Here is a 21,793-nt window from a genome sequence, read left to right as displayed (position 1 = left end):
TAATGCCTATTTTTTGATTTGATCCATTTGGTGTTTCTTTAGAACAGAGTGTTTATCGTTTTGATTTCCTTATAAATGAAAGGGTGTTTTCATTGAAAGAATTGACACATGGCAATCCTGCAAAGCTGATTTTCTTTTTCACGATTCCGTTATTGATCGGCAATATTTTTCAGCAGTTTTATAATATGGCGGATATGATCATTGTCGGGCAAACATTAGGAAAAGATGCATTGGCAGCAGTTGGTTCCACAGGCAGTATTACATTTTTGATTATTGGTTTTGCTCAAGGGTTGACAGCAGGTCTTTCGATCATGACCTCTCAGCGCTTTGGGGCGCAGGATTATCGCGGTGTAAAAAAGAGTTTTGCTACCGGGATCATGATCAGCGGAGTTGTTACGATCGTTTTAACAGGACTTAGTTTGATCTTCGTTCGTCCTATGTTAGTTTTGATGCAGACGCCCAAAGAAATCATTCAAGATGCTCAACTTTTTATTTCAATTATCTTTGCCGGTATTTTTGCAGCAATGGCCTTTAATTTATTATCCAATGTGATACGGGCGCTTGGTGATAGTAGAACACCGCTTTTATTTTTGATCATTGCAAGTATTATCAATGTCGTCTTGGATTTGATTTTGATTATCAATTTTCATATGGGCGTTGCCGGAGCAGGGATTGCGACTGTTACTGCTCAAATCATTTCCAGCCTTTTATGTGTGGTCTATATTCGATGGAAAATTCCTAATCTGCAGTTAAGAAAAAGAGATTTTATAATTGACAAAAAAGACTTTCGCGCTCATTTGAACATTGCTTTGCCAATGGCATTTCAATCTTCGATCATTGCAATCGGTGCAATCATTCTGCAAGCTGCGTTGAACAGTCTAGGTACGGATGTTGTCGCAGCTCAGGCTGCTTCTGGAAAAATTGAACAGTTTGCAACACAGCCTATGATGTCTTTTGGTATTGCAATGGCTACTTTTACCGCTCAAAATTATGGAGCAAAGAAATATAAACGAATTCTTCAAGGCGTTACACAATGCTTGGTGATGAGTATTGGTTTCAGCTTATTAGCAGGAGCAATTGTTGTGCTTTTCGGTCAAAATTTAGTTACTCTGTTTGTCAGTGCTAAAGAAACAGCTGTTCTTGATTTATCTCAAATTTATTTTAATGTAAACGGCAGTATGTACTGGCTTTTAGCTATTTTATTTATTCTACGCTATACCTTACAAGGGCTTGGACAAAGTGTTGTTCCAACCATTGCAGGAATTATGGAGCTGATCATGCGTTCATTTGCAGCAATTTTCTTAACAGCCTCTTTCGGCTTTGTAGGTGCAGCATTTGCTTCTCCACTCGCTTGGGCAGGTTCAGTGGTTGTACTGCTTGCTTCTTATCTGAAAGCTATAAAACGCTTAAAGAATTTAGACCAAACTCAGCAACTAGAACAATAAAAAAAACGGCTAGTTTTCCTAAAGAAAACCAGTCGTTTTTTTTATTGTACAGATTGTTTTTTTCCAAAATATTGACGCCATTTCGATTTCACTGAATTCGTCATCGGCTCCGAAGCCTCTTTGACCGCGCAATATTTGTCGACCATCGTAACAATATAACTTTCTTTGTATTTAGGTGGAGCAATCGTTGCTCCCCACATATGCTTGATGATGATATCACGTTCTAAATCCGAAAGTTCTGTTAATTTCTCAGCATTTTTCACTGCAATTCTAGGATGCATATATGCATGAGAGCCTTCATCGAATTTTGTTGTCCGCCAATCATAATAAAACAAATCATGCAAAAGCCCTGCACGAGCAGTCGCTCTAGCATCACCGTTCCACTTCTTAGCTAACTTATAGCTGTTATATGATACGCTGATAGAGTGATCTAAACGAGTTGAGTGAACATGTTGTGTATAGTTACTTAAACGTTGGACTTCTTCTTTTTCTAATAAATCTTCTACATAAGACATATATTCTTGATCTTCACGCCATTTTTCAGTCATTAATTCGGGTTCCACCTTTTTAATATAATTGAATGAAGTATTTTCCCTACCAAAACACGTTCCCAAAACGAAACGATTTTAAAGACTTGGCTTCTCTATCGCCAGTAAATGTGTCTTTTAACTTGATGAAAGTATAGCACCTTGATTTTAGAAATACTAGGTTTTTAGAAATCCGTAACTAAACTTTAATAATTGCTTTAGAAATGTAACGATTTCCTCATTGGCTGAAAGGCATATATCTAGAAACTATACTGTTTTTTCACTCTGATGTCTGGCAAACTCTGCTTTGATTTCTATAAATGAATGGAAGACTTGTAATAACTGAAAAACCTTCGCTCTATTTTCAAACTCTTCTCTTGTTTTTGGCAATTCTTTTTTGCGATAAACCTCATAGACTTGTGAGATTTTATCTAAAATATCCTGTCCGTCATTCGTTTCAGCAAATGTCTCAGCTGTATATTGTAATAACTTTTGAATGCTTTCAACCTGTTCCGGTTCAACCGTGATTGCTTCTAATATCCGCAGCATATCCTTCAAACTATTACTCTGCATTCGGCGCATTGTGAAATACTCTAAGTAATAATCATCAGAAGATAATAGATGGTTTTCTGCATGGTTTTTTGCCCAGTTTTCACCCGTACGGATAAATGCTTTGAGATCATCACATTTTTCGAATAGATTTCGCTCTTTTCCTGGCTGATTCAAGTATGCAGCCATATTATTCAAGATTTTTCGAAACATGGTCTCGATTACTTCCTGATCTTCTTTCAAGCGTTTTTCTGCATCTGGCATGTAGGAATTCATCAGTAAAGCAAAGCCCACACCGATCGTCATCAATAAAAATTCATTGCCAATGATCGACCACGATAAATCGTTTTCTACTAAATATTGTGTGACTAAAACTGAGCTTACAACGATTCCATCGGATAATTTGAAATACACCGCTGCAGGAATAAATAGAAGTAAAAAGATACCAAATGCTATAGCGTTAAAGCCTAAAATAGAAAAACAAACATACGCAATCGCAGTTGCTAAAGCTAATGACAACAGGCGATAAAGCCCGGTCAGTAATGATGTTTTCTTGGTATTAGTCACGCTCAACACGGAAATAATCCCTGCAGAGGCTGGGTATAATAAGCCTAAACTTTCAGCAACGATCATTGCCAAGGCTGCACTCACAGCAGTTTTGACTGTTCGTAATCCAATTTTCATTCGATTGCTCCTTAATGATTTTAGTTAATCTTTTATATTAATACTAGTAATTTTACCTCTATTTCGGTTATGATGAAATAGTAAAGTGATTAAATGTTGATTATAGGAGAGAACGCTCATGGAAATCGGTCCTTTTCGCTTAGGTATGCGAACATTGAAAACTGCCCTTGCAGTTATGTTGTGTATTATTTTGTTTAAAGTGCTTGATCGCGGCGCACCAATGATCGCAGCTTTAGCAGCGGTATTTTCCTTGCGGCAAGATTTAACAACGAGTTTGACTTTCGGTAAATCTAGAATTCTCGGGAATACCTTAGGCGGCGGTCTAGCTATTGTGTATTTCTTAGTGAAAGATCTTTTTTCCAGTGATTTTCTAGTAGAATTGTTTTTGCTTCCTTTTTTAGTAATTGTGGTGATCGTCCTCTCTGACGGGATGAATAATAATTCTGGAATTATATCTGCAATCGCAACACTGCTCTTGATTTCACTTAGTATTCCTCAAGGTGAATCGTTCTACTTTGCTTTAGATCGAGTGATCGACACGTTTATCGGCACATTTATCGGTATCGGTTTGAATTTTTTCATTAAGCCAAAACCAGTTGAAGAATCTCATGAAATCGAAGAAGACCTTGCTGAATTAGCCAAGAAGGAAGAAGAATTAGAAATACTTAGAAAAAAGGTGCAAGCGCGGGCGGATGCTGAAAAAAATAATAAAGAGTAAAAAAAGCTGTCAAAATCTAATTGATTTTGACAGCTTTTATCGTTTATTTTACGTCATTGGTCTCATCTTCACTGTAAAAGTTCACATTACTGTTTGTGCCCTTTTTTGAAAAGTTTTCGATCAATTCTTTTACGTCTAAGCCAGTTGTTTCTTTTAATGTTTCTTGGGTTCCAGCTAGTAAGTTCGTTGCATAGTTTGTAATACGATTTGCGCCTGCGTTTTCGCCGCCACCGCCTGTATCGACAACAGAGATTTTATCAATATTGCCAAGTGGTTGTGCTGCTTCTTTCATTAATTGCGGCAACATTTCCATAACCATACTTAATACTGCTGCTTCGCCATATTCCTTGAAGGCATCGGCGATTTTTTGTTTTGCTTCGGCTTCAGCAGCACCACGAGCAAGAATAGATTCTGCTTCGGCTTGTCCAGCAAGACGTGTTTGGTTTGCTTCGGCTTCAGCTAAAGATTCCACACGGAAACGCTCTGCTTCTGCTTCGGCAACTTCACGAGCTTTTTGAGCAAGAGCTTCTTGTTCTCTTGCATAACGATCTGCATCCGCTTTTTTCTTCACTTCTGAATCGTATTGTTTCTCACGACGAACGATTTCTTTTTCTTCCAGCTCAATTTGTTTTTGACGTTCGATGACTTTAACTTCCATCTCTTGAGCAATAACTTCTTGTTGTGCTTTGGCTGTTTCCAAATTGTAGGCTTGGTCAGCTTTGGCTTTTGCAATGTCTTGAGCTTCTTTATACGTTGCTAATTTTAATTCTTTTTCTTTTGATGCTTCGGCAATCTCTGTTTGGCGTTGTAATTCTGCTTGTTGAGATTCTTTTTCAGCTTCGGCTTTTTTAATTCTTGTTTCTTTCAATGCTTCTGCTTCGGCGATATCGGCATCACGTTTTACTTGAGCGATTCTTGGTTTCCCTAAAGAATCAAGATAGCCGTTTTTATCGCGGACTTCTTTGATTGTAAATGACACGATGATCAAACCCATTTTGGCTAAATCCACACTTGCGACTTCCTGTACGCTTTGACTAAATTTATCACGGTTTTGGTAGATTTCTTCTACCGTCATTGATCCTAAGATCGAACGAAGGTGACCTTCTAGTACTTCGCGCGCTTCGTTTTCAAGCTCTTCTCGTGTTTTACCTAAAAATTGTTCGGCAGCCGTTGCAATTTCTTCAACAGATGAACCGATCTTGATGATCGAGGTCCCATCACACATTACTGGAACACCTTGTTCCGTGTAGACTTCTGGTGTTGATACGTCTAGTTTACTTGATAATAAACTGATTCGGTTTGAACGTTGGAAGACTGGTAATACAAAAGCACCACCGCCTCGAACGATCTTGATTTTATTGCCTCGCTCATCCGCATGAACATTTTTACTGCCTAAATAACTACCACTGATGATCAGTGCTTCGTCTGGTTTTGCTGTTTGATATTTTGAAACAAACACAATCAGCATCATCAATAAGATGAAAACCACCAAAACGATTGGTCCCAATAATCCTAATCCCATTCTCTTCTACTCCTTTTTTATAATTGTAAACTGCCTTTGTAAGGCACTACATAACAAACACGTTCTTTGACTTCGATAATCAGGACTTGCTCCCCGCGATTGATCGGTTTTTCCTGGGGTGCATATAATGCCGCTGGCCGACTCATCGAACCAGTCACACTTTTCAACTGAATTTCTCCCATTCCACTAACAGGGATAGGGGTAATGACAGTTGCTTGAGTGCCTTCCATGTCTTTTTCTGATATTGAAATGGTTGATTCCGCATTTTTCATCGGCATCAGCACATAAAAATTAAGAAAAAAGACCAAAATTGCTGCAATCGCGCCACTGACGATAAACAAAAAGAGATGTCCCCAGTCAAGAAGCTGTTCGCCTAAATAGCCAAACAATGAAGTGAATGCCAGCCACGGAATGATCAGCATGGGATCGATGGGTCCGTCAAAATCAAATACATCCCCAAAAATCACTAATAAAACAGCAATCCCTGCACATGCAATCAACACATATAGATAAATTGTTTCAATCGGAATTCCTTGAACCATGTTCTCACTCCTTTCCTAAATAGGTCTACGAACCACTGATTTTTCGTACCAGTAATCAACGTTTTCTATTTATGCTCCTTTTCCGATGATAATTATATTTTACCAATACTTTGCTAAAAATAACAGCAAATCTTTGAAAATCATACTAAGGATGTAGCCTCGTCAAAAAAAGAGTACATCACAAACTAAAAATCAGGTTTGTTTTGTACTCTACAATTTAATAAAAGGTGGCCAAAAGTCAGATTCTGCGGCAATTCGTGTAAAAATCGAACCTAATCGACTTTTGACTCAACTAGTCTTTTATTCTATTCGTTTGATTTCAATGCTTCGATCATATCTACTTTCTTTAATTTTATATGCATGAAGACCATAACTAACAGTGTAAAGAATAAAGTAATCAAAGCAGAATACAAGTAACTGATCCAGTGAATCGTTGGTGAAAACATCAGCATATCCACCTCGACGGTTGTCAAGACGTAGCTATGGACTACTTTACCAAAGAGACAACCAATGACGATTCCAATCAGCGTCAAAACAATATTTTCACGATAAACATACATCGTGACTTCATTATCATAAAATCCTAACACCTTGATCGTTGATAATTCTCTGATTCGTTCTGAAATGTTGATGTTCGTCAAATTGTATAAAACGATAAAAGCCAATATTCCAGAAACCGTGATCAATACCCAGACAACGATATTCAAACTATGGATCGTATCGTCTAAAGCATCACTAGAAACAGACAAGAAAGAAACATTCAAGACTTTTTTATGTTCCATTAATGTCTTACCAATAGACGCTTCCGTTTTTTCACCTAATTTTTTATCAAAGAGTAAAAATTCAGTGTTGTAATCTGGCGTCTCACTAAAGATCTTTTCATAGTATTGAGGTGACATATACGCGAAATGCCCTGTATAGTTCTCAACGATTGCAGTGATTTTCACCTTATATTCTTGATTATCACTATTTTTTAAAGCTAGTTCATCACCTATTTTATAATTGAAAAGATTTGCTAATTTTTCATTGATGATCACACCATCATCTGTTAATTGATATTTTTTCCCTGTTTTCCGATCATTGAAAAGAATGAACGGATCGATATCTTTTGGTCTCTCTGGAACATAGATAGAGACATCTTGTTTGGCATTTGTTTTTTTCGTTGTTTTTAATGTCTCCACGTGCAGCGGCATTGTCTCTTTCAACCCAGCTGTTTTTTCGACGGCTTTCTGATAGTCCTCAGATTCTTTTTCGGACGCATCTTCTTTGAACGTCACAACCGCCTGATAATGCCAAATTTTATTAAACTGGACATTGACGATATCCGAAATCGAATCTTTCAATCCAAAGCCAGTGATGATCAACGCCATACAACCTGCAATCCCTAAAACTGTCATCAGCATTCGCTGTTTATATCGGAATAAGTTACGAGCTGTGACCTTTTGAATAAAGCTCAGACGGTTCCAGATCGGTTTGATCCGTTCCAATAAAATTCTTTGACCTGCCTTCGGTGCTTTAGGACGTAATAATGTTGCTGGTGTACTAAAGAGGTCAATACGTAAAACAACCATGGCTGCACCAGCTGTACATAAAACGGCGACTAAAATGCCAATCAAACTATAACTGAAATACCACGGCGTGATGAAATCAGGAATATTATACAGTTGACCATATGCATCAAAAATAATCGTAGGGAATAAGTAATACCCAACAAATAAGCCTAAAATAGCACCACACAAACTTGCAATCGATGCATAGACTAAAAATTTAAAAGCAATTTCACCATTTCGATACCCCAAAGCTTTCATACTACCAATTTCCATACGCTTTTCTTCGACCATGCGTGTCATTGTCGTTAAACTAACCAATGCTGCAATCAGGAAAAAGAAAATTGGAAACACAGTGGATAAAGAAGAGATTCGGTTTGCGTTATCTTTATATTCTGAATAACCAGGATTATCTGCTCGCGTAAAATAATAATAATCTGCTGCCTTTAAGGTATCCAGTTCTTTTCGTTTTTCTTCTAATTCTTTTTTTGCATCATTTAATTTCGGCAGTGTTTCTGATTTCTTCTTCTCAAATTCAGCCACTCCATCATCATAAGCTTTCTGTCCCTCATCTATTTTAGCTTGGGCGGCGTCCAGCTGTACTTGTCCGTCAACTCTCGCCTGCTCTAATTGTGCTTGTCCCGCTGCCAACTGTTCTTTTCCAGCAGCCAGCTGTGCTTGAGCTTGATTCAGTTGAGCTTCTCCTGAAGCAAGTTGCTGTTGTCCATCTGCATATTGGGCAATTGCTTGATTGATCGTTGAAATTGTTTGATCAAGTGTTTGTAATCCTTGTGTCACTTGATTTTGTTGGGCATTTATTTCGGTAGTAGCCCCATTGATCGCATTCATCACGACTGCAATATTATCTCTGACTGGCTGAGCAATCAGCTGATTAACTGCAGCTGAAATTCCTGCTGGAGCGCCTAGTGCAGCTACTGCTCCTTGCAGCTGTGGTGCGGCTTCAGCAATACTGTCGGCTAAAGATTCGTCAGGCACTCGATCTAATAACGCTACTGAAGCTCCTAAACTTTGATAGCCATTTGCTAGTTGATTCAACGAATCAGCTGAAGCAGCTAGTTCGTTTCGTTGCTGCTGCAAACCTGGCAACGTATTTTGTCCTTGACTAACTTGAGATTCTGCTTGTGCTAATTCATTTTTCTTTGCTTCCAGTAAATTGCGTTGCGCAACTAGCTCATTTTCGCCATTTGCGATTTGTGCTTGGCTCGCATTTAATTCGTTTTCTGAAGCACTGATTTGTTGTAAATAGCTTTCTCTAGCGTTAGCCAGTTCTTGTCGGCCGGCTTCCAGTTCTTGCTTACTTGTTTGTAACTGTTTTTCTGCATCTTTTAACGCATTTTCTCCATCAGAGATTTCTTTTTGCGCTTTTTCAAGTGATTCTTTTGAGTCCGCTCGAATTTCTTTTACTCGTTGTTCTGGACGGTCTTTCATCACTTTTTTTACAGACTCAACTTCGCGATCTCGTTGCTGTTCATATGCAGATGAGTAGCTATCTTTCGCCAAGCCTTTAAAAGAAATCAACAATTCTGTATACGTTGATAGGTCCAAATCTTCTTTGGGCACTACAGCAAAGAAATCCAGTGAGCCTTTACCGACAGTCGTATTTCCTCGGCTTGTATTTTCTATATATTCGGGCGAACGAACAAAACCAACGACCTTGAATTGATTCTTTTTCAACGCCTGATCTTTATTATCCTCTTTTGACAGTGTCAGTGTATCCCCTAATTTATAACGACCGTGCAGACTGGCTAATTCATCTAGAACAACTTCTCCACTTTTTTTCGGCATACGACCTTCAACAACCAGATAATCTAATATAGGCTGCTGTTTAGCTAGGTCGTAGCTGACAAATTTAACAGCAACATTTTTCTCGCTGATTACGATGTCTTTCGTATATCTTGGTAAAACTGCCTCAACATTTTTCTCTTCTTCAATCAATTGGATATCTTTATCCACTAAACCTAAAGAAGAAACGATTCGGGCATCAGGCAGCTTTTGTTTTTGATAATAAGTAGAAGCAGTCCGAGTCATATCCGGACCAGTAGCTTTCAGTCCTACGAACACCATGACACCTAGAAAAATAATGCCCATAATTGAGATGAATCGTGTTTTTGACTGCTTTATTTCACGAAAGCTTGTTTTAAGCAACGCCGTCTTTTTCATTACGATCACCTACCATTCTATCTCTGCTACAGGTTTAGGTTCATCATTGATGGTCATACTACGGACTTTGGCATCGTTGATACGAATCACTCGATCAGCCATCGGAGCAATAGCAGAGTTATGCGTGATAATGATCACAGTCGTACCTGTATTGCGAGCTGTTTCTTGTAAAATCGTCAAAATCTGTTTTCCTGTTTCATAGTCAAGCGCGCCAGTCGGCTCATCGCATAATAATAATTTCGGACGTTTCGCGATAGCACGTGCAATCGTTACACGCTGCTGTTCTCCACCAGATAATTGTGCAGGAAAATTATCCAAACGCGCCCCAAGACCAACAGAAGTCAATACCTCTTTAGGATCTAGTGCGTCAGTAACGATTTGTGAAGCAAGCTCCACATTTTCTTTCGTTGTTAAATTAGGCACCAAATTATAAAACTGAAACACAAAACCCACGTCATTACGTCGATAGGTCGTTAGTTGCTTTTCGTTGTATTTTGCGATATCCACTCCATCAATAATGATTTGTCCTTCATCACAAGAATCCATACCGCCTAAAATGTTCAATACTGTAGACTTGCCAGCACCACTAGGTCCTAAAATCACTGCCACTTCTCCTTTTTCTACTGAAAAAGTGATGCCGTCATTTGCCGCAATCGTCGTATCTCCCATATGGTATCGTTTATATTCATTTACTACATCAATATATGCCATGTTATTCCAATCCCCTCTCAAAGAAATTTTATCATAACTAATCGAACAAGTCCTCTGACAGGTCAAAACTCTTTTTGATTTTTTTCTTTTTTTTCGTATAATAGGGAAATGGAATCAAATTGAAATCAACGGAAGAACGTCGTTTTTTCGGTCTTCTTCCATTTTAGATATTCGTTAGGAGAGAAATATGGCAAGAAAAAAACAAAAACCACCGTTTAGTCCTGCAATTATGTTACTGGCAGTTTTAATTATTTTAGTTCTAGGTGTATTCGGTGTCCAAGTTCCCGACAGCATTCAGGAGATTTTTGGTATACAAACACAACAGGAAACAAAACCAAGTACACCAAGCGTTTCAACCTCAACAAATCCAGGTCCAAAAGAATTGGGAGCAGCCACTTTTTCCGCTGCTGAAATGACTGATAGCAAAAAAGGCTGGATCGATTATCATAAATTAGATTCACTAGGACGCGCCACTGGTGCTGATGCGCTATTAAAACCGGCTATGGTCAATACAGGAACTGCTGCAAATAAAGATATTCGTCCCCCAGGATTTATTTCTGGTCTGGATCCTTATAATCATTCAAGAGGACATTTGATTGGGCGGCAGATGGGCGGCTCGGGTGATGATGCTAGAAATCTTACAACGCTGTATCAAACACCGGTCAATACTCCTTATATGACAAAATATGAAAATCAGATCCGTCAAGCGCTTGATAGTGGCGAGACGGTTCGTTATCGAGTGACTCCAATTTATGACGGTACAGAATTATTATGTAAGGAGATCGAATTGGAAGCAAAAGGCTTGAGTAAAAGCACAACCGTTGATTTTCGTGTAACGATTTTGAATGAAAAATAACACTGAAAGAGACTTGAACTTCGCTTCAAACGTCATTAAATACTTAAATATATTCCGTTTTTTTATTAAGGAGGTACGTACTTATGGATTTTCAACAGATCAAAGCGCAACTAACAGAAAAGACACCTCAATCTTTTTTGACTGCTGTTTTAAGAAATGAACAGGATGAAGATAGTCTGTTCGTCTTTAGTGAACAAATAGAAGCACAATTTGAACAAAACCTAGCGTTTTTGGCATCTGCTGAAACGATCTCACCTGCAGATGTTGACGTGTGGAAGCAACAAGATTTTCGTGTAGTCGCACAAACGATCGATGGTGATTACATTGCCGGTACACTGGATCAAACGTTCATTATTCCCACTTCATTATACAAATCTGATATAGAAATTCACCCCTTGTTTCTATCTGATTTTTTCGTGGATTATGCAAATCATTCACTTGAATCAGCTCTGTTGCCTAAAAATAATTAGTAACAATCTGTTCCTTAATTCTTAAGGATTTACCGTCAAAAAAACAAGAAAGTCCTGTTCAACAAATGTTTGCTGAACAGGACTTTCTTGTTTTTCATTAGCGGTTATTTTAATCTTGAAGAATCCGATCGAATACGTATTCAATTTTTCGAATATCTGCTTTCTTCAGTTCTCGATTGATAGCGACTATATTCTTTTCTGTTAAAACGCTTTTAGTTTCTCTTAATGGTACCGTTGTCAATATAACATCCGCTTTTTCTTTCGCGTCAGCTTTATTGGGGCTATCAAGATAAATATTGTATTTTCGTGAAAACATGCCATATACTTGATCGTAAAGCAATTCACTTAGCATATTCGGTAATTCTGTTTCGATCGTAACGTGGATCGTTCGCTCATATTCATTGATTCTTTTTAGGTGACTGAACAGCATACTATAGTGAGTGACTAAAAAGTTTTTTTCTAAAAATAGGCTATAACCTGACTGTTCATATAAAACATCAATAAAATGTTCTAAACGTAATTTTAATTTAGGGTAATATTTTTGAATTCTTCTATAGTAATAATAACCATTGATGTCTGATTTGAATTTTTTAAAATTAAAGCACAACGTATGGATGCAAAAAATAAATTCAGTTGCACTTTCCTTCTCTGCTTCTGTCATCTCAAAAAAGTGTTCTTTAAAATAATCAAAGAAAAGGATTGACGCTTTTGCCGGCTCACTTCCATTATTTTTTTCAACATCGAAGGCTGCTTTCACATTGGGTACCCACGAACAACTCTTCCAAATTTCGTAATGTAAGGAAATTTCTGCTGGCTTCGTACAAAGGCTTCCGTTAAAACTGCTGAATAGCTGGCTAAATTCTTGAAAAAAATCATTATTTATTTTTGCTTTTTCCCAGGCAGGTAACATGCTCATTGTATTTTTCTTTCTAATTCTAATCTTTACAATTGCTATATAATACATCATACGTCGTTTTTCTAAACGAGTGATTTCATTATTGTACTTGTTATTGAGCGTGATCAATTCATTAACTATCTGCTCCACTTCTGATTCATCGATATACTGAAATGGCCAAGAGATACCAGAATAGAGGCGCCAAAAAAAAAGTAGCATAAAATAGCGGATCTGCTGTTCATCCCCTTCAAAAACAACCGTTTCTCTTGCAAGATCAATGTCAAATTGGTTTAAAAATCGTTTTATTTTTTTTAAGCGTCTTCGAATTGTTGCCTCACTGAAAAAATATCTTTCTGCATAGTCTCTGACAGAACCAAAATCATTTAAGCAAATTTTTTCTAGCATCTTTATTAGTGGACTTTTTTGGGTAATAAATGCTAAAAAATGCTTTAAATCGTCGTCAATTGGTACTTTCAACAGAATGCCTTTGCTTTTGCAGATTGAAAAAGTAAACCCGTGATGATTGTATTCCAAAATATCTTCTTGCAGCAATCGAACGACTCTCCGAATTTTTTTAACAGAAACATCAAATTTCATTGCTAGTTCCTCAATGCTCAGATACCGTTCTTCTAAATCCAAAAATAGCGCGATTTTTCTTTCTAAAAGTAAATCTGATGTTAACAATTCAATATAAGTAAAATTAGAATCAGAATACATCAAAAATTTCTCCTTTCAGTAAGGTGCCGATTACTTGTCTTAAGGTTGATTCATTGATGAATATATTTTTCTCGACAGCTTATCATCTATCAACAACGTATCGATTTATATCAAATACAGCACCTTTATTCATATATACCATTTTAAAAAAGGCAAAGATGATCATCTACTTGCAACTATCAAAAAGAATACCTACACTCACTAATCACTAGTATTTAACCAGCATTTACAAATATATTCCACTACTTTATTACATATTTTTTATTTTAAATTTCTATATATAACTAGTATACCATTTTTATATTTCGATTATTTTTTAATTTAATTATAAATATTTCTTTATTTTGAAAAATACGAATAGATTTAGTAGCAAAAAAGGTAACCTTCCCTATAACGGGTAGCGGCTACCTATTTTCTTACAATCGAATACACTTTTTTATTAATGATTTAACTGATTGTTGCAGAAAATCATCTTATTCATTCCTTTTTCATTTTTATTCATTTTTTTTACTTTTTAGTTTTCTTCTTTGGTCTGCGCCGTGCTTTCTTACTCTTTTTGTTCCTCCACATTCGAAAGAGGATAAGCAGCATCAACATGCTTATGACGATCAACAAGAAGATGATCAGCATGAATTTCCAATCAAAAATGTTCTGTTCTTGTAGATCGACATCTTCCCCATTAAACGTATCTGCTTCTGTCTTGGAAATAACAAAATCTTCAGACCATGACCATTGTTTTTGATGTTGGCTAACGGAGATATCAGCGGTATACTCCCCAGCAACCATCCTTTCTCCCGTCATGCTGACTGGAAATTGCAGCAATGAATTAGGCGCCATCCGCATTTTTTCTTTCTCTTCACTAAAAAGTACGTCTTTCTTCCCCTTTTGTCTAATTTGAACATTGATTGATACATCTTCCAAAAACATTTTTTCAACATTAGAAAGTGTCACAAAAATCGTATTCCGAAAATTACTTTGTCCGGCATAGACATTTCTAAACACTATATTCGGCTCTATTTTTTTATCCGTTTCTGTCAATAACATACCAATGATATATGCAAAGCGGTTGCGAATCGCGCCTTGTGTCACCGTTGTGTCATCTTCTCTTGCTTGGAGCTGAATTCCGCCTGCAATAACGCCATCAAATGATTGTTCCGGCATGTCTATATTGATCGACAACTCTTTTGAACTTTTTGCTGGAACCTCAATGGTGTCTACACTTTTGACGATATCTGTAAAATCGATATCAACTGATTCATCTTTCGGTAGTTCATTTGGTCCATAATCGATCACTCCGTTCGAGCTGCTTTTAGCACCATTCAATCGAACATCTATTGCAATCGATTCTTCCCCAGTATTGACCAAATTGATTTTCACCGTCTGTTTTTGATTCGGTTTCATCAGCAAATCGAAATACCCCACATCATTTCGTTGATTTTCTGGTTGGAGTACTTCATAGTAGAAAGCCATTGAGGCAGGTTGTGATTCCTCCGCATATCCATCAACAAACGCAACTAGATGATTTAAGATGATCGGCCCTAAAAATAGCAGCAATAAGAAGGCTTTTTTTACTTTCATTTTCTTATTCTTCCTTTCATACATGTTAGGGCAAATCAGAAGTTATTTTTCTTTTTACCGTATACAAAATAGATTGATTCTTTTAAAATGTATCTGTAATACTCCATGTCATCTCACTGACATATTGTCCTTTCAAGATCGGTAGATTCGCTGGAACATTCAGTTTTACTGAGTCTTTGGAATTATTTCCATACTCCCCAAAAGTAATGTCATAAATTCCGAAGCCTTTTTCTACTGAATTATTTTCATAAACTAGCTGTGGATCACCGGCAGAAGTACCATCAACACCTGGCGTTAATTTAATAGTAGACGCTAACGTTCTATCTTCTAGTGCTGGCATATTGTCTTGATTCGATGAGGTGGTCAGTAATCTCAGATTGGAATAATTTAGCTCTGCTCCTTTTAATATAGATGTGTCTTTTGTGAATTGTTTGGTCATTTGCACATAAATCTTATACTCTCGTGAGTCAGTGGCACGAATATCACGAAACTTCACAAAATTTTCCATTGTTAGTTTGTCATCGTTCCCCGTTTTAGCTGTCGTTTCAAAGTCTTTTGCATAGTACGTTTGTGCCGTTGTTGTGTTTTCTTGTTGCCCAAAATCAATCGGCGTTGCTGCGATAATCATCAGCGGACTGACTTCTGGATTAACATCTGGTTCCTTGATTTCCGGACCTTCCGTTCCTGGCGGTGTGACAATTGGCGGTTTATTTCCTTGCTCGTAAGTTATCACTCCTTCTGTGTCATAAGAATTTTCTTGTGCTTGTGCAGCTAAAGGTAAAACGCCTGCTGAAAACAGTAATGCACATGTACAAGCTTGAATTGATCTACACTTTTTCATCTCTTTTCCCCCTAATATTTATGGCAACTCAGATAAAATCCAAGTTACATCCGTTTGGTATACAGCATTTTGCTTTTTAGTTTTTCCAGGTACATTTAATGTAACTGCTTTATTAAGATAGACATTTTTTTGATAGATCGTATCTATCTCCATTTGTCCACGATCGTCGTATTTAGGGATGAGAGAATTTTTTTGTCCGTTCTCATTCCCGCTGGAAGCACCAAATGAAAGTAGCCATGTCCCCACTCCTTCTCCTGCTGAAGCATGAACTAGTTGATTAAGTTGTCCAGGTACTAATTCAATTTCTGAATCATTGACTCTTGGCGAGTGTTCTAAAATCGTACTATTGATCCATGGTTGTTTTAATGTAATTTTCGCTCCATCTAACATTACTGGATGCTCTTCTTTACTTGAAAATTGGGTTTCTTGTTTCACATACAAGCCCCAGCCCCAATTATGCTCTCGTAAATCAGAAACTTGAATAAAATTTCCTCTAGCAGGTGTCGAGCCATAAAACAGTTGACCTTTTGAATAATAGGTTTCATTTTTATCTGACTGTTCATTTATTCCAAAATCAAGACGAGAAGCGAATTCCATACGTAAATAGCGACCGACTGCTTCGCTTGTTCCCGGATCAACAATTTCAGTCGGGAACTCTGGATCATAAATATAGTTGTCTACTTTTTTATCAAATTCAATGACACTTGATTCAGAGAATCCATTTGCCTCAGTAGAATTCCCAAAGATACAACTGATACTCAACAAAAACAGTAACCAAAAGGATTGGTGTTTTCCTTTTAAAGGATACCTACTTAAAAGAACGAGTAGCAAAAACAGTACCAGCAAGCCTAAATATGAAAGACTGCTTATTCCTTTTTCTCCAGCTTTGGGTAGCGAACCTGACTCTTTCGGCTTAGGCGTTTTCTCTACAAAAGTCACGACGCCCTCTGATTTAATCGCACCGCCGTCTTCTATCGCTTCGTAACTTGGTGCTTTAACAATGATTGCTAGGCAGATCATGGATAAAATAATGAATCCTGTACTGATTTTTTTAGCCATTTTAATCGTCTCCCTGATAAGCATCTGTTAAATGCCAAGTTAAAGTCGCATGATAATCTCCTACTTTTTTTACTTTTCCAGATTTCACCCTTAATACAAATCCATCACCTTCTTCAGACCATTCAGATTCAGTAATATTATATTCAGAAGAATCCGAACTTTTGCCTTTAAAAATCAATTCTGAAACATTGGTGATTGGTGTTTCAACCCCATCTTTTCTAAACCGAATCGCCTCTTCTAAATAATACTTTTTCAAATTTTCTTGCAGCATCATTTCTTCTGCTAAGGCAACCGTTAAGTACCACTCGTTTTTTTGGATTCTTCGATCTCGTACGATTAAGTCACTGGAATAGTCTGGATCATTCACAAAGGTTTCTTTTTCATCTACTTCGAATTTTCCAAAATCCATTTTTTCTGGAAATGAAACAATTTCTAACGGACCATCGATCACACCGTTAGGGTATTTAGCGACATTTGATATGCCAGTATAGATTTCTCTTTCTGCAGTAGGATCTTCTGGTCCCATGACAAACTGTTTTTCTCTAGGTGATTCTCCTTTTGCACTAGCAACGTTTTCAATTATTTGTCCTAATGCCTGTTCGTTTACTACCACTTTAAAGGATAACTCTACTGATTCCTGGCTGCTTAAATCACCTAAGCTTGCTGTAAGTGTATGCGTTTTGGCGTCATAGTCATACTCATCTTTTGTTAATGATTTGTCATTTAATTTTACATCTGCCTTTTCACTATCGAAATTCACATAAGCAGATAATTCATCCGTGAATTGTATATTTTTCCAATTTGTTTCATTTTTTTCAACTTGGTTATTTTTCACCAAGATAGAATAGCGTAATTCATCATCAATATGAACCTGTTGATCTCCGTTAACCGATTCTACTTTTTTTTCAAGATAGGGCTGATCCGGAAGCACGTCCTCCACTTCATATTTTGCTGCAGGTGGGAAATGTGTATCTCTATAATCGAAGCCTTCTTTAGGATTTTTATTTCCAGTTTCGCTATTTGTTGGCGGTGGATAGAGTACCTCTTTTGGAATCAGACCTGCATTATCCTCTAAGTAAATCACAACGACTTCGTCTTGATCTAAATATCGAGGCAAGTCTGCCACAAAAGTCCCGTCATTTTCTACTACACCACTGATCGATGCTTGGATTGTTTCAGATTCATCATAGATTTCTATGAAATATTTTGCGTTTGGCTCATTATCCATTCCCTTGATCTGTTTCATCGCATTTGTAATTTTTCCTGATTCGACTTTTGCTGGCTCTGGCGGCGTAACATCGATCACTTTTTTCTCACTCTCAGATGTCCACGGTCCATGCTTAATTTCAGCTGAAATAGTTTGATTTGTTTGATTTAAACGTCGGTCTGAATTGGTTACTTTTACATCACCGAACTCATCTGTCTCTATGTCTTCAACTGTTTCCCCATATGAATTAACAAAGGTTGCTTGAGCTTGTCCTTTTCCTGCATAAATCGGTGAAGTGATAATTTTTCCTGTTTCATCATCTATTCCGTCAAAACTCGTCCCGATTTTCACCCGCAACCCATAGTCCATATCCGCATCTGTAAATGGAATCCATTCGGCTTCTGGAGCTGCGTTCATTCCAGTGATTCTTCTAATATTATTTGGTCTAAATGAAGCTGCTAGTTCTGAATCTGAAGAAGTAATCTGAGCACTCTCTCGTCCATTGACCTTCAGCTCGTCCACTCGTAAATAATCATAATCTGGTGTTACATCTGGTGAAGTTGTCGTTTTCCATAATGAAATATCAGAATCTATAACTTGAAATTGACAGCCGGCATTATTAGGAATCTCCATTACCCGCGCTTGAATACCAGAAGTATTTCCTAACGCATTTTTGAAATCAAATGCTTTAGGTTCCTTTAAAATAAGCCTGCGATTACTGTTGGTTTTATCGATATCTTTGTATTTTCTGTAAGCATCTGCACCATAATTTCGTCCCCGAAAATCGATCAGTCCATAAATCGTACCATTCCCATCGTTGCCTGCTGTTGATGAATTAGGTGTCACACCTGAAATAAAGAGACTTCCTCCCGGATTTACAATAACTGCTGTATTGTTATTACAATATGAGAGTACAGCATGAGCCTTTCTTGTTACTAAGTTCACAACTGCATTTTTATTGATTACTAAACATGATTCGGGATAATACAAGGCGAAGGCATTCCCATTTATATCTGCAGAAAAGCTTGCTCCTTCATCAACTGTAAATGTTTTAAAGTTGGAATAGACAGCTGGATAATTAACATGGTTATTTGTTTTATCTTTATAATAGACTGTGGCATTTTTTTGAATAGTATGTTCCATGCTTTCTCCGGTATAGCCTTTGCCAGAAGGAGTTTCCATGACGTGCCAAATAATCGAATAATTATAGTACGTAATTTCTCCTCGATATTGTGTATCTTCTTCATAGATCATACTTCCTACATAAAAATTTTCAGCTGATGTAGACACATCAATTGTTCCATAAACTGTAATTTCCGCATAATACCCTCTTGCCACTCTCGCCACACCATAAATACCACTTTTTCCTTTTACGTTAGAAAGATTACCAAATCTAAAATACCAATTTCTGGTTCGGGCTGTATCATAGGCTCCACTACCACCCACAAAGGAGTAGGAGGTTGCACTCTCGATATTTTGATCAATGATAACGTCGTGCAAATGGAAAATAGCTTTGTCTTGAAGAGGTCCTGAGGCATGGAGAGACAAAGAATAGTTCCCTAGATAAAGCAGATGCCCATTTCCGTCGATCTCAATCGACGTTCGTCTATTCGCCAACGAAGTGTTACCGGAAATATCTGCATCTAAAATGATTTTTGTTACCGCAGCATCAGCGTAAGCACTTTTGAATTCATTGTATGTGCGTACGACCTGTACATTTAAAAGAGGATCAAAATTAGCTTTTGCATTTGCTTTATCATTGGCTACTTGTTGCTTTTCTGTTAATTGAGAGCCTTGTTTGTTGTAAAAAATGCCATCTTCAACTGTATTTTCCTGAATAAATTCTGGTTGCATTGTACTAGAAAGGCTAGGTTCTAATACGTTGGTATTACATTCTCTTATGAGAAAAACGTCCTTATCAGGAGCAGATAAAGTTATTCGCGCCTTTTTGCTTGGATCCATCTGTTGAATGTCCCATGATAGAGATAATGGCTCTTCACTTTTTTCTGTGCGTAACATTAGTTCATTGGGAACATCTGTATCAATAAAGTAGGTCGTATCTTTATTACGTTTATGCACAATTTGTAACTGTTCATTCATTTTTTCAATACTAGGAAACTCAAAATTTTCATAATGAATGATTATTTCTTCATCTTCTGGTTGTACGATTGTCAAATTTACTGTTTTTTCATTTGTTATCATTTCATCTAAGATTTCAAGTTGATAATTTTCCTGCTCTTCCTTTCCAAGAATAGCAGAAGCGTTCACCATTGAAAAAATTAGAAAAGAGAATAGCAATAAAATAACAAATGTGCTTTTTTTGACTTTCACTCTGCTCACACCTCCTTTGCCTATAGTTTAACAGTAAAAAGAGCAAGAAATTTTAATTTTTGGGCAACTAATATGACTTTTATTGATTAAATTAGTCATATAGCAATGTTAAAATACGACAAGATTTTAATCATTTTTATGCATAAAAAAACACTACTGCTTTTTGCAGTAGTGCTTTTCTTCTTATATATTATGCTTGACGATATCTTTCGACTCCGTCTAAATAAGTCGCTGCTAATTCCATATCTGGATTTAATACGATAAAATCTGCATCTCTTCCATTTGCGATCATACCGCACTTGTCATCGATTTTACAACTAACCGCTGGGACTAAGGTTGCCATCATGATTGCTTGTTCTGGTGTTGCAATCTCCCAGTCAACAACATTTTTGATCGCTTCTTTCAATTTCAAAATACTACCAGCTAGATTTCCTGATTCCAAACGAGCCGTTCCTTCTTTTACGACAACTGGAAATTCACCCAAATTGTAATTACCATCAGGCATACCGCCGGCCATCATACAATCTGTGATCAAGGCTACATGGTCATGTCCTGCTTTTTCCATCAAAATATCTGCTGCATTCGGATGTACATGGTGTCCATCACAAATCAATTCAGAGAATACATGGTTCAATGACATTAACGCTCCTACCATTCCCGGCTCGCGGTGGTTTAACCCTCTCATACCATTGTAGGCATGAACGAAAACACTTGCGCCAGACTCGACTGCTTCGGTAGCTTGTTCCAGAGTCGCATCGCTATGCCCTAATGCAACGACGACTCCTTCATCTGTTACAGCTTTAACAAATTCTTTGACGCCTTTACGTTCAGGTGCTAATGCGATTTTTTTGATCAGCCCACCTGATGCTTCCTGCCATTCATTGAATGTATTTAAATCAGGATCACCAAAGTAGCTTGGGTTTTGTGCCCCTTTATGTTCTTCTGTGAAGAATGGACCTTCAAAATAAATCCCTTGTACCTTTGCACCTGGAACTTCTTGATAAACCTCTCCGATTGTTTGCGCAACATCTTTCAGACGCTCTTTACTAGATGTTAACGTTGTTGGTAAAAATGATGTGACGCCACAAGACAACAGCCCTTCTGACATGACTTTCAAACCTTCAGCGTCATTGTCCATAACATCATGATTCATATATCCGTGGATATGTGTGTCTACTAATCCCGGAGCAATCCATTTTCCTTCTTCTTTGATCACTTTTGCTTCTGTTTCAGGAAGCTCTTTATAAAAATCTCCGAAAATACCATCAGTGATTTCTAAATAGCCTGGTCCTTTTACATCACTTTTCAAAAAGAACTTTTCAGCAAAGATAAACGTTCTCATCTTCATCCTTCTTTCTTTAATTTTTCTACTTTAAACGTACTCTTAAAACCAGCAGAAGTCAAGAATGGTGT

General features: G+C 37.3%; 16 protein-coding genes. 4 read left to right on the top strand and 12 right to left on the bottom strand.

The window, feature by feature from the left end; genetic code table 11:
• Window positions 1-92 precede the first annotated feature (92 nt).
• Entirely contained in the window at window positions 93-1,445 is a 1,353-nt protein-coding gene (locus BCR25_RS02935) for an MATE family efflux transporter (RefSeq protein WP_069662091.1), read from the top strand.
• Window positions 1,446-1,486: 41 nt separating this feature from the next.
• Here BCR25_RS02935 and BCR25_RS02930 read toward each other — a convergent pair whose 3' ends face one another.
• Entirely contained in the window at window positions 1,487-1,993 is a 507-nt protein-coding gene (locus BCR25_RS02930) for an HD domain-containing protein (RefSeq protein WP_069662090.1), read from the bottom strand.
• A gap of 246 nt (window positions 1,994-2,239) precedes the next feature.
• The gene (locus BCR25_RS02925) at window positions 2,240-3,205 is read right to left on the bottom strand and encodes an aromatic acid exporter family protein (protein ID WP_069662089.1); all 966 of its coding nucleotides are present in this window, start codon (window positions 3,203-3,205) and stop codon (window positions 2,240-2,242) included.
• A 118-nt stretch (window positions 3,206-3,323) separates the two neighbouring features.
• On the opposite strand from BCR25_RS02925, the gene BCR25_RS02920 reads away from it, so the two are divergent.
• Window positions 3,324-3,923, top strand: a complete 600-nt coding sequence (locus BCR25_RS02920; RefSeq protein WP_069662088.1) for an FUSC family protein — start codon at window positions 3,324-3,326, stop codon at window positions 3,921-3,923.
• A gap of 43 nt (window positions 3,924-3,966) precedes the next feature.
• Here BCR25_RS02920 and floT read toward each other — a convergent pair whose 3' ends face one another.
• From floT to BCR25_RS02900, 4 genes are all read right to left on the bottom strand, one after another.
• The gene (gene floT, locus BCR25_RS02915; RefSeq protein WP_069662087.1) at window positions 3,967-5,445 is read right to left on the bottom strand and encodes a flotillin lipid rafts scaffold protein FloT; all 1,479 of its coding nucleotides are present in this window, start codon (window positions 5,443-5,445) and stop codon (window positions 3,967-3,969) included.
• A 17-nt stretch (window positions 5,446-5,462) separates the two neighbouring features.
• Window positions 5,463-5,987 carry an NfeD family membrane protein gene (locus BCR25_RS02910; RefSeq protein ID WP_069662086.1) on the bottom strand — a complete coding sequence of 175 codons (525 nt, stop codon included), beginning with the start codon at window positions 5,985-5,987 and terminating at the stop codon, window positions 5,463-5,465.
• A 305-nt stretch (window positions 5,988-6,292) separates the two neighbouring features.
• The gene (locus BCR25_RS02905; RefSeq protein WP_069662085.1) at window positions 6,293-9,715 is read right to left on the bottom strand and encodes an FtsX-like permease family protein; all 3,423 of its coding nucleotides are present in this window, start codon (window positions 9,713-9,715) and stop codon (window positions 6,293-6,295) included.
• 9 nt (window positions 9,716-9,724) lie between these two features.
• Window positions 9,725-10,426 (bottom strand): ABC transporter ATP-binding protein, encoded by a 702-nt coding sequence (locus BCR25_RS02900; RefSeq protein WP_069662084.1) that lies wholly within the window; start codon window positions 10,424-10,426, stop codon window positions 9,725-9,727.
• Window positions 10,427-10,613: 187 nt separating this feature from the next.
• Here BCR25_RS02900 and BCR25_RS02895 point away from each other — a divergent pair, with 187 nt between their 5' ends.
• Together BCR25_RS02895 and BCR25_RS02890 are read left to right on the top strand one after the other, a co-directional pair.
• Window positions 10,614-11,282 carry a DNA/RNA non-specific endonuclease gene (locus tag BCR25_RS02895; protein WP_069662083.1) on the top strand — a complete coding sequence of 223 codons (669 nt, stop codon included), beginning with the start codon at window positions 10,614-10,616 and terminating at the stop codon, window positions 11,280-11,282.
• A gap of 83 nt (window positions 11,283-11,365) precedes the next feature.
• Complete coding sequence (locus BCR25_RS02890) at window positions 11,366-11,752, top strand: hypothetical protein (protein WP_069662082.1); 387 nt, start codon at window positions 11,366-11,368, stop codon at window positions 11,750-11,752.
• Between the two features lie 109 nt (window positions 11,753-11,861).
• Here BCR25_RS02890 and BCR25_RS02885 read toward each other — a convergent pair whose 3' ends face one another.
• The 6 genes from BCR25_RS02885 to nagA form a co-directional block, all read right to left on the bottom strand.
• A complete protein-coding gene (locus BCR25_RS02885) occupies window positions 11,862-13,364 on the bottom strand; it encodes an AcpB/EbpR/MafR family transcriptional regulator (protein ID WP_069662081.1) in 1,503 nt (500 codons plus the stop codon).
• A gap of 507 nt (window positions 13,365-13,871) precedes the next feature.
• A complete protein-coding gene (locus tag BCR25_RS02880) occupies window positions 13,872-14,942 on the bottom strand; it encodes a WxLIP family cell surface protein (RefSeq protein ID WP_069662080.1) in 1,071 nt (356 codons plus the stop codon).
• A gap of 82 nt (window positions 14,943-15,024) precedes the next feature.
• Window positions 15,025-15,783 (bottom strand): WxL domain-containing protein, encoded by a 759-nt coding sequence (locus tag BCR25_RS02875; protein ID WP_069662079.1) that lies wholly within the window; start codon window positions 15,781-15,783, stop codon window positions 15,025-15,027.
• An 18-nt stretch (window positions 15,784-15,801) separates the two neighbouring features.
• Entirely contained in the window at window positions 15,802-16,842 is a 1,041-nt protein-coding gene (locus BCR25_RS02870; RefSeq protein WP_169818978.1) for a WxL domain-containing protein, read from the bottom strand.
• Window position 16,843: 1 nt separating this feature from the next.
• Entirely contained in the window at window positions 16,844-20,380 is a 3,537-nt protein-coding gene (locus BCR25_RS02865; RefSeq protein ID WP_069662078.1) for an isopeptide-forming domain-containing fimbrial protein, read from the bottom strand.
• A gap of 190 nt (window positions 20,381-20,570) precedes the next feature.
• Window positions 20,571-21,722, bottom strand: a complete 1,152-nt coding sequence (nagA, locus tag BCR25_RS02860) for an N-acetylglucosamine-6-phosphate deacetylase (protein ID WP_069662077.1) — start codon at window positions 21,720-21,722, stop codon at window positions 20,571-20,573.
• Window positions 21,723-21,793 lie beyond the last annotated feature (71 nt).

This window comes from Enterococcus termitis, assembly GCF_001730305.1.
GTDB classification, from domain to species: domain Bacteria; phylum Bacillota; class Bacilli; order Lactobacillales; family Enterococcaceae; genus Enterococcus_L; species Enterococcus_L termitis.
The sequence above is the reverse complement of the archived record's forward strand: the minus strand, read 5'-3'. Positions and strand labels throughout refer to the sequence as shown.

Bases quoted from the DNA above. Each gene is read 5' to 3' on its own strand.
- BCR25_RS02920 (WP_069662088.1), top strand. From the start codon at position 3,324: ATGGAAATCGGTCCTTTTCGCTTAGGTATGCGAACATTGAAAACTGCC.
- BCR25_RS02875 (WP_069662079.1), bottom strand. From the start codon at position 15,783: ATGAAAAAGTGTAGATCAATTCAAGCTTGTACATGTGCATTACTGTTT.
- BCR25_RS02930 (WP_069662090.1), bottom strand. From the start codon at position 1,993: ATGACTGAAAAATGGCGTGAAGATCAAGAATATATGTCTTATGTAGAA.
- nagA (WP_069662077.1), bottom strand. From the start codon at position 21,722: ATGAGAACGTTTATCTTTGCTGAAAAGTTCTTTTTGAAAAGTGATGTA.
- BCR25_RS02925 (WP_069662089.1), bottom strand. From the start codon at position 3,205: ATGAAAATTGGATTACGAACAGTCAAAACTGCTGTGAGTGCAGCCTTG.
- floT (WP_069662087.1), bottom strand. From the start codon at position 5,445: ATGGGATTAGGATTATTGGGACCAATCGTTTTGGTGGTTTTCATCTTA.
- BCR25_RS02900 (WP_069662084.1), bottom strand. From the start codon at position 10,426: ATGGCATATATTGATGTAGTAAATGAATATAAACGATACCATATGGGA.
- BCR25_RS02905 (WP_069662085.1), bottom strand. From the start codon at position 9,715: ATGAAAAAGACGGCGTTGCTTAAAACAAGCTTTCGTGAAATAAAGCAG.
- BCR25_RS02880 (WP_069662080.1), bottom strand. From the start codon at position 14,942: ATGAAAGTAAAAAAAGCCTTCTTATTGCTGCTATTTTTAGGGCCGATC.
- BCR25_RS02885 (WP_069662081.1), bottom strand. From the start codon at position 13,364: ATGTATTCTGATTCTAATTTTACTTATATTGAATTGTTAACATCAGAT.
- BCR25_RS02870 (WP_169818978.1), bottom strand. From the start codon at position 16,842: ATGGCTAAAAAAATCAGTACAGGATTCATTATTTTATCCATGATCTGC.
- BCR25_RS02910 (WP_069662086.1), bottom strand. From the start codon at position 5,987: ATGGTTCAAGGAATTCCGATTGAAACAATTTATCTATATGTGTTGATT.
- BCR25_RS02895 (WP_069662083.1), top strand. From the start codon at position 10,614: ATGGCAAGAAAAAAACAAAAACCACCGTTTAGTCCTGCAATTATGTTA.
- BCR25_RS02890 (WP_069662082.1), top strand. From the start codon at position 11,366: ATGGATTTTCAACAGATCAAAGCGCAACTAACAGAAAAGACACCTCAA.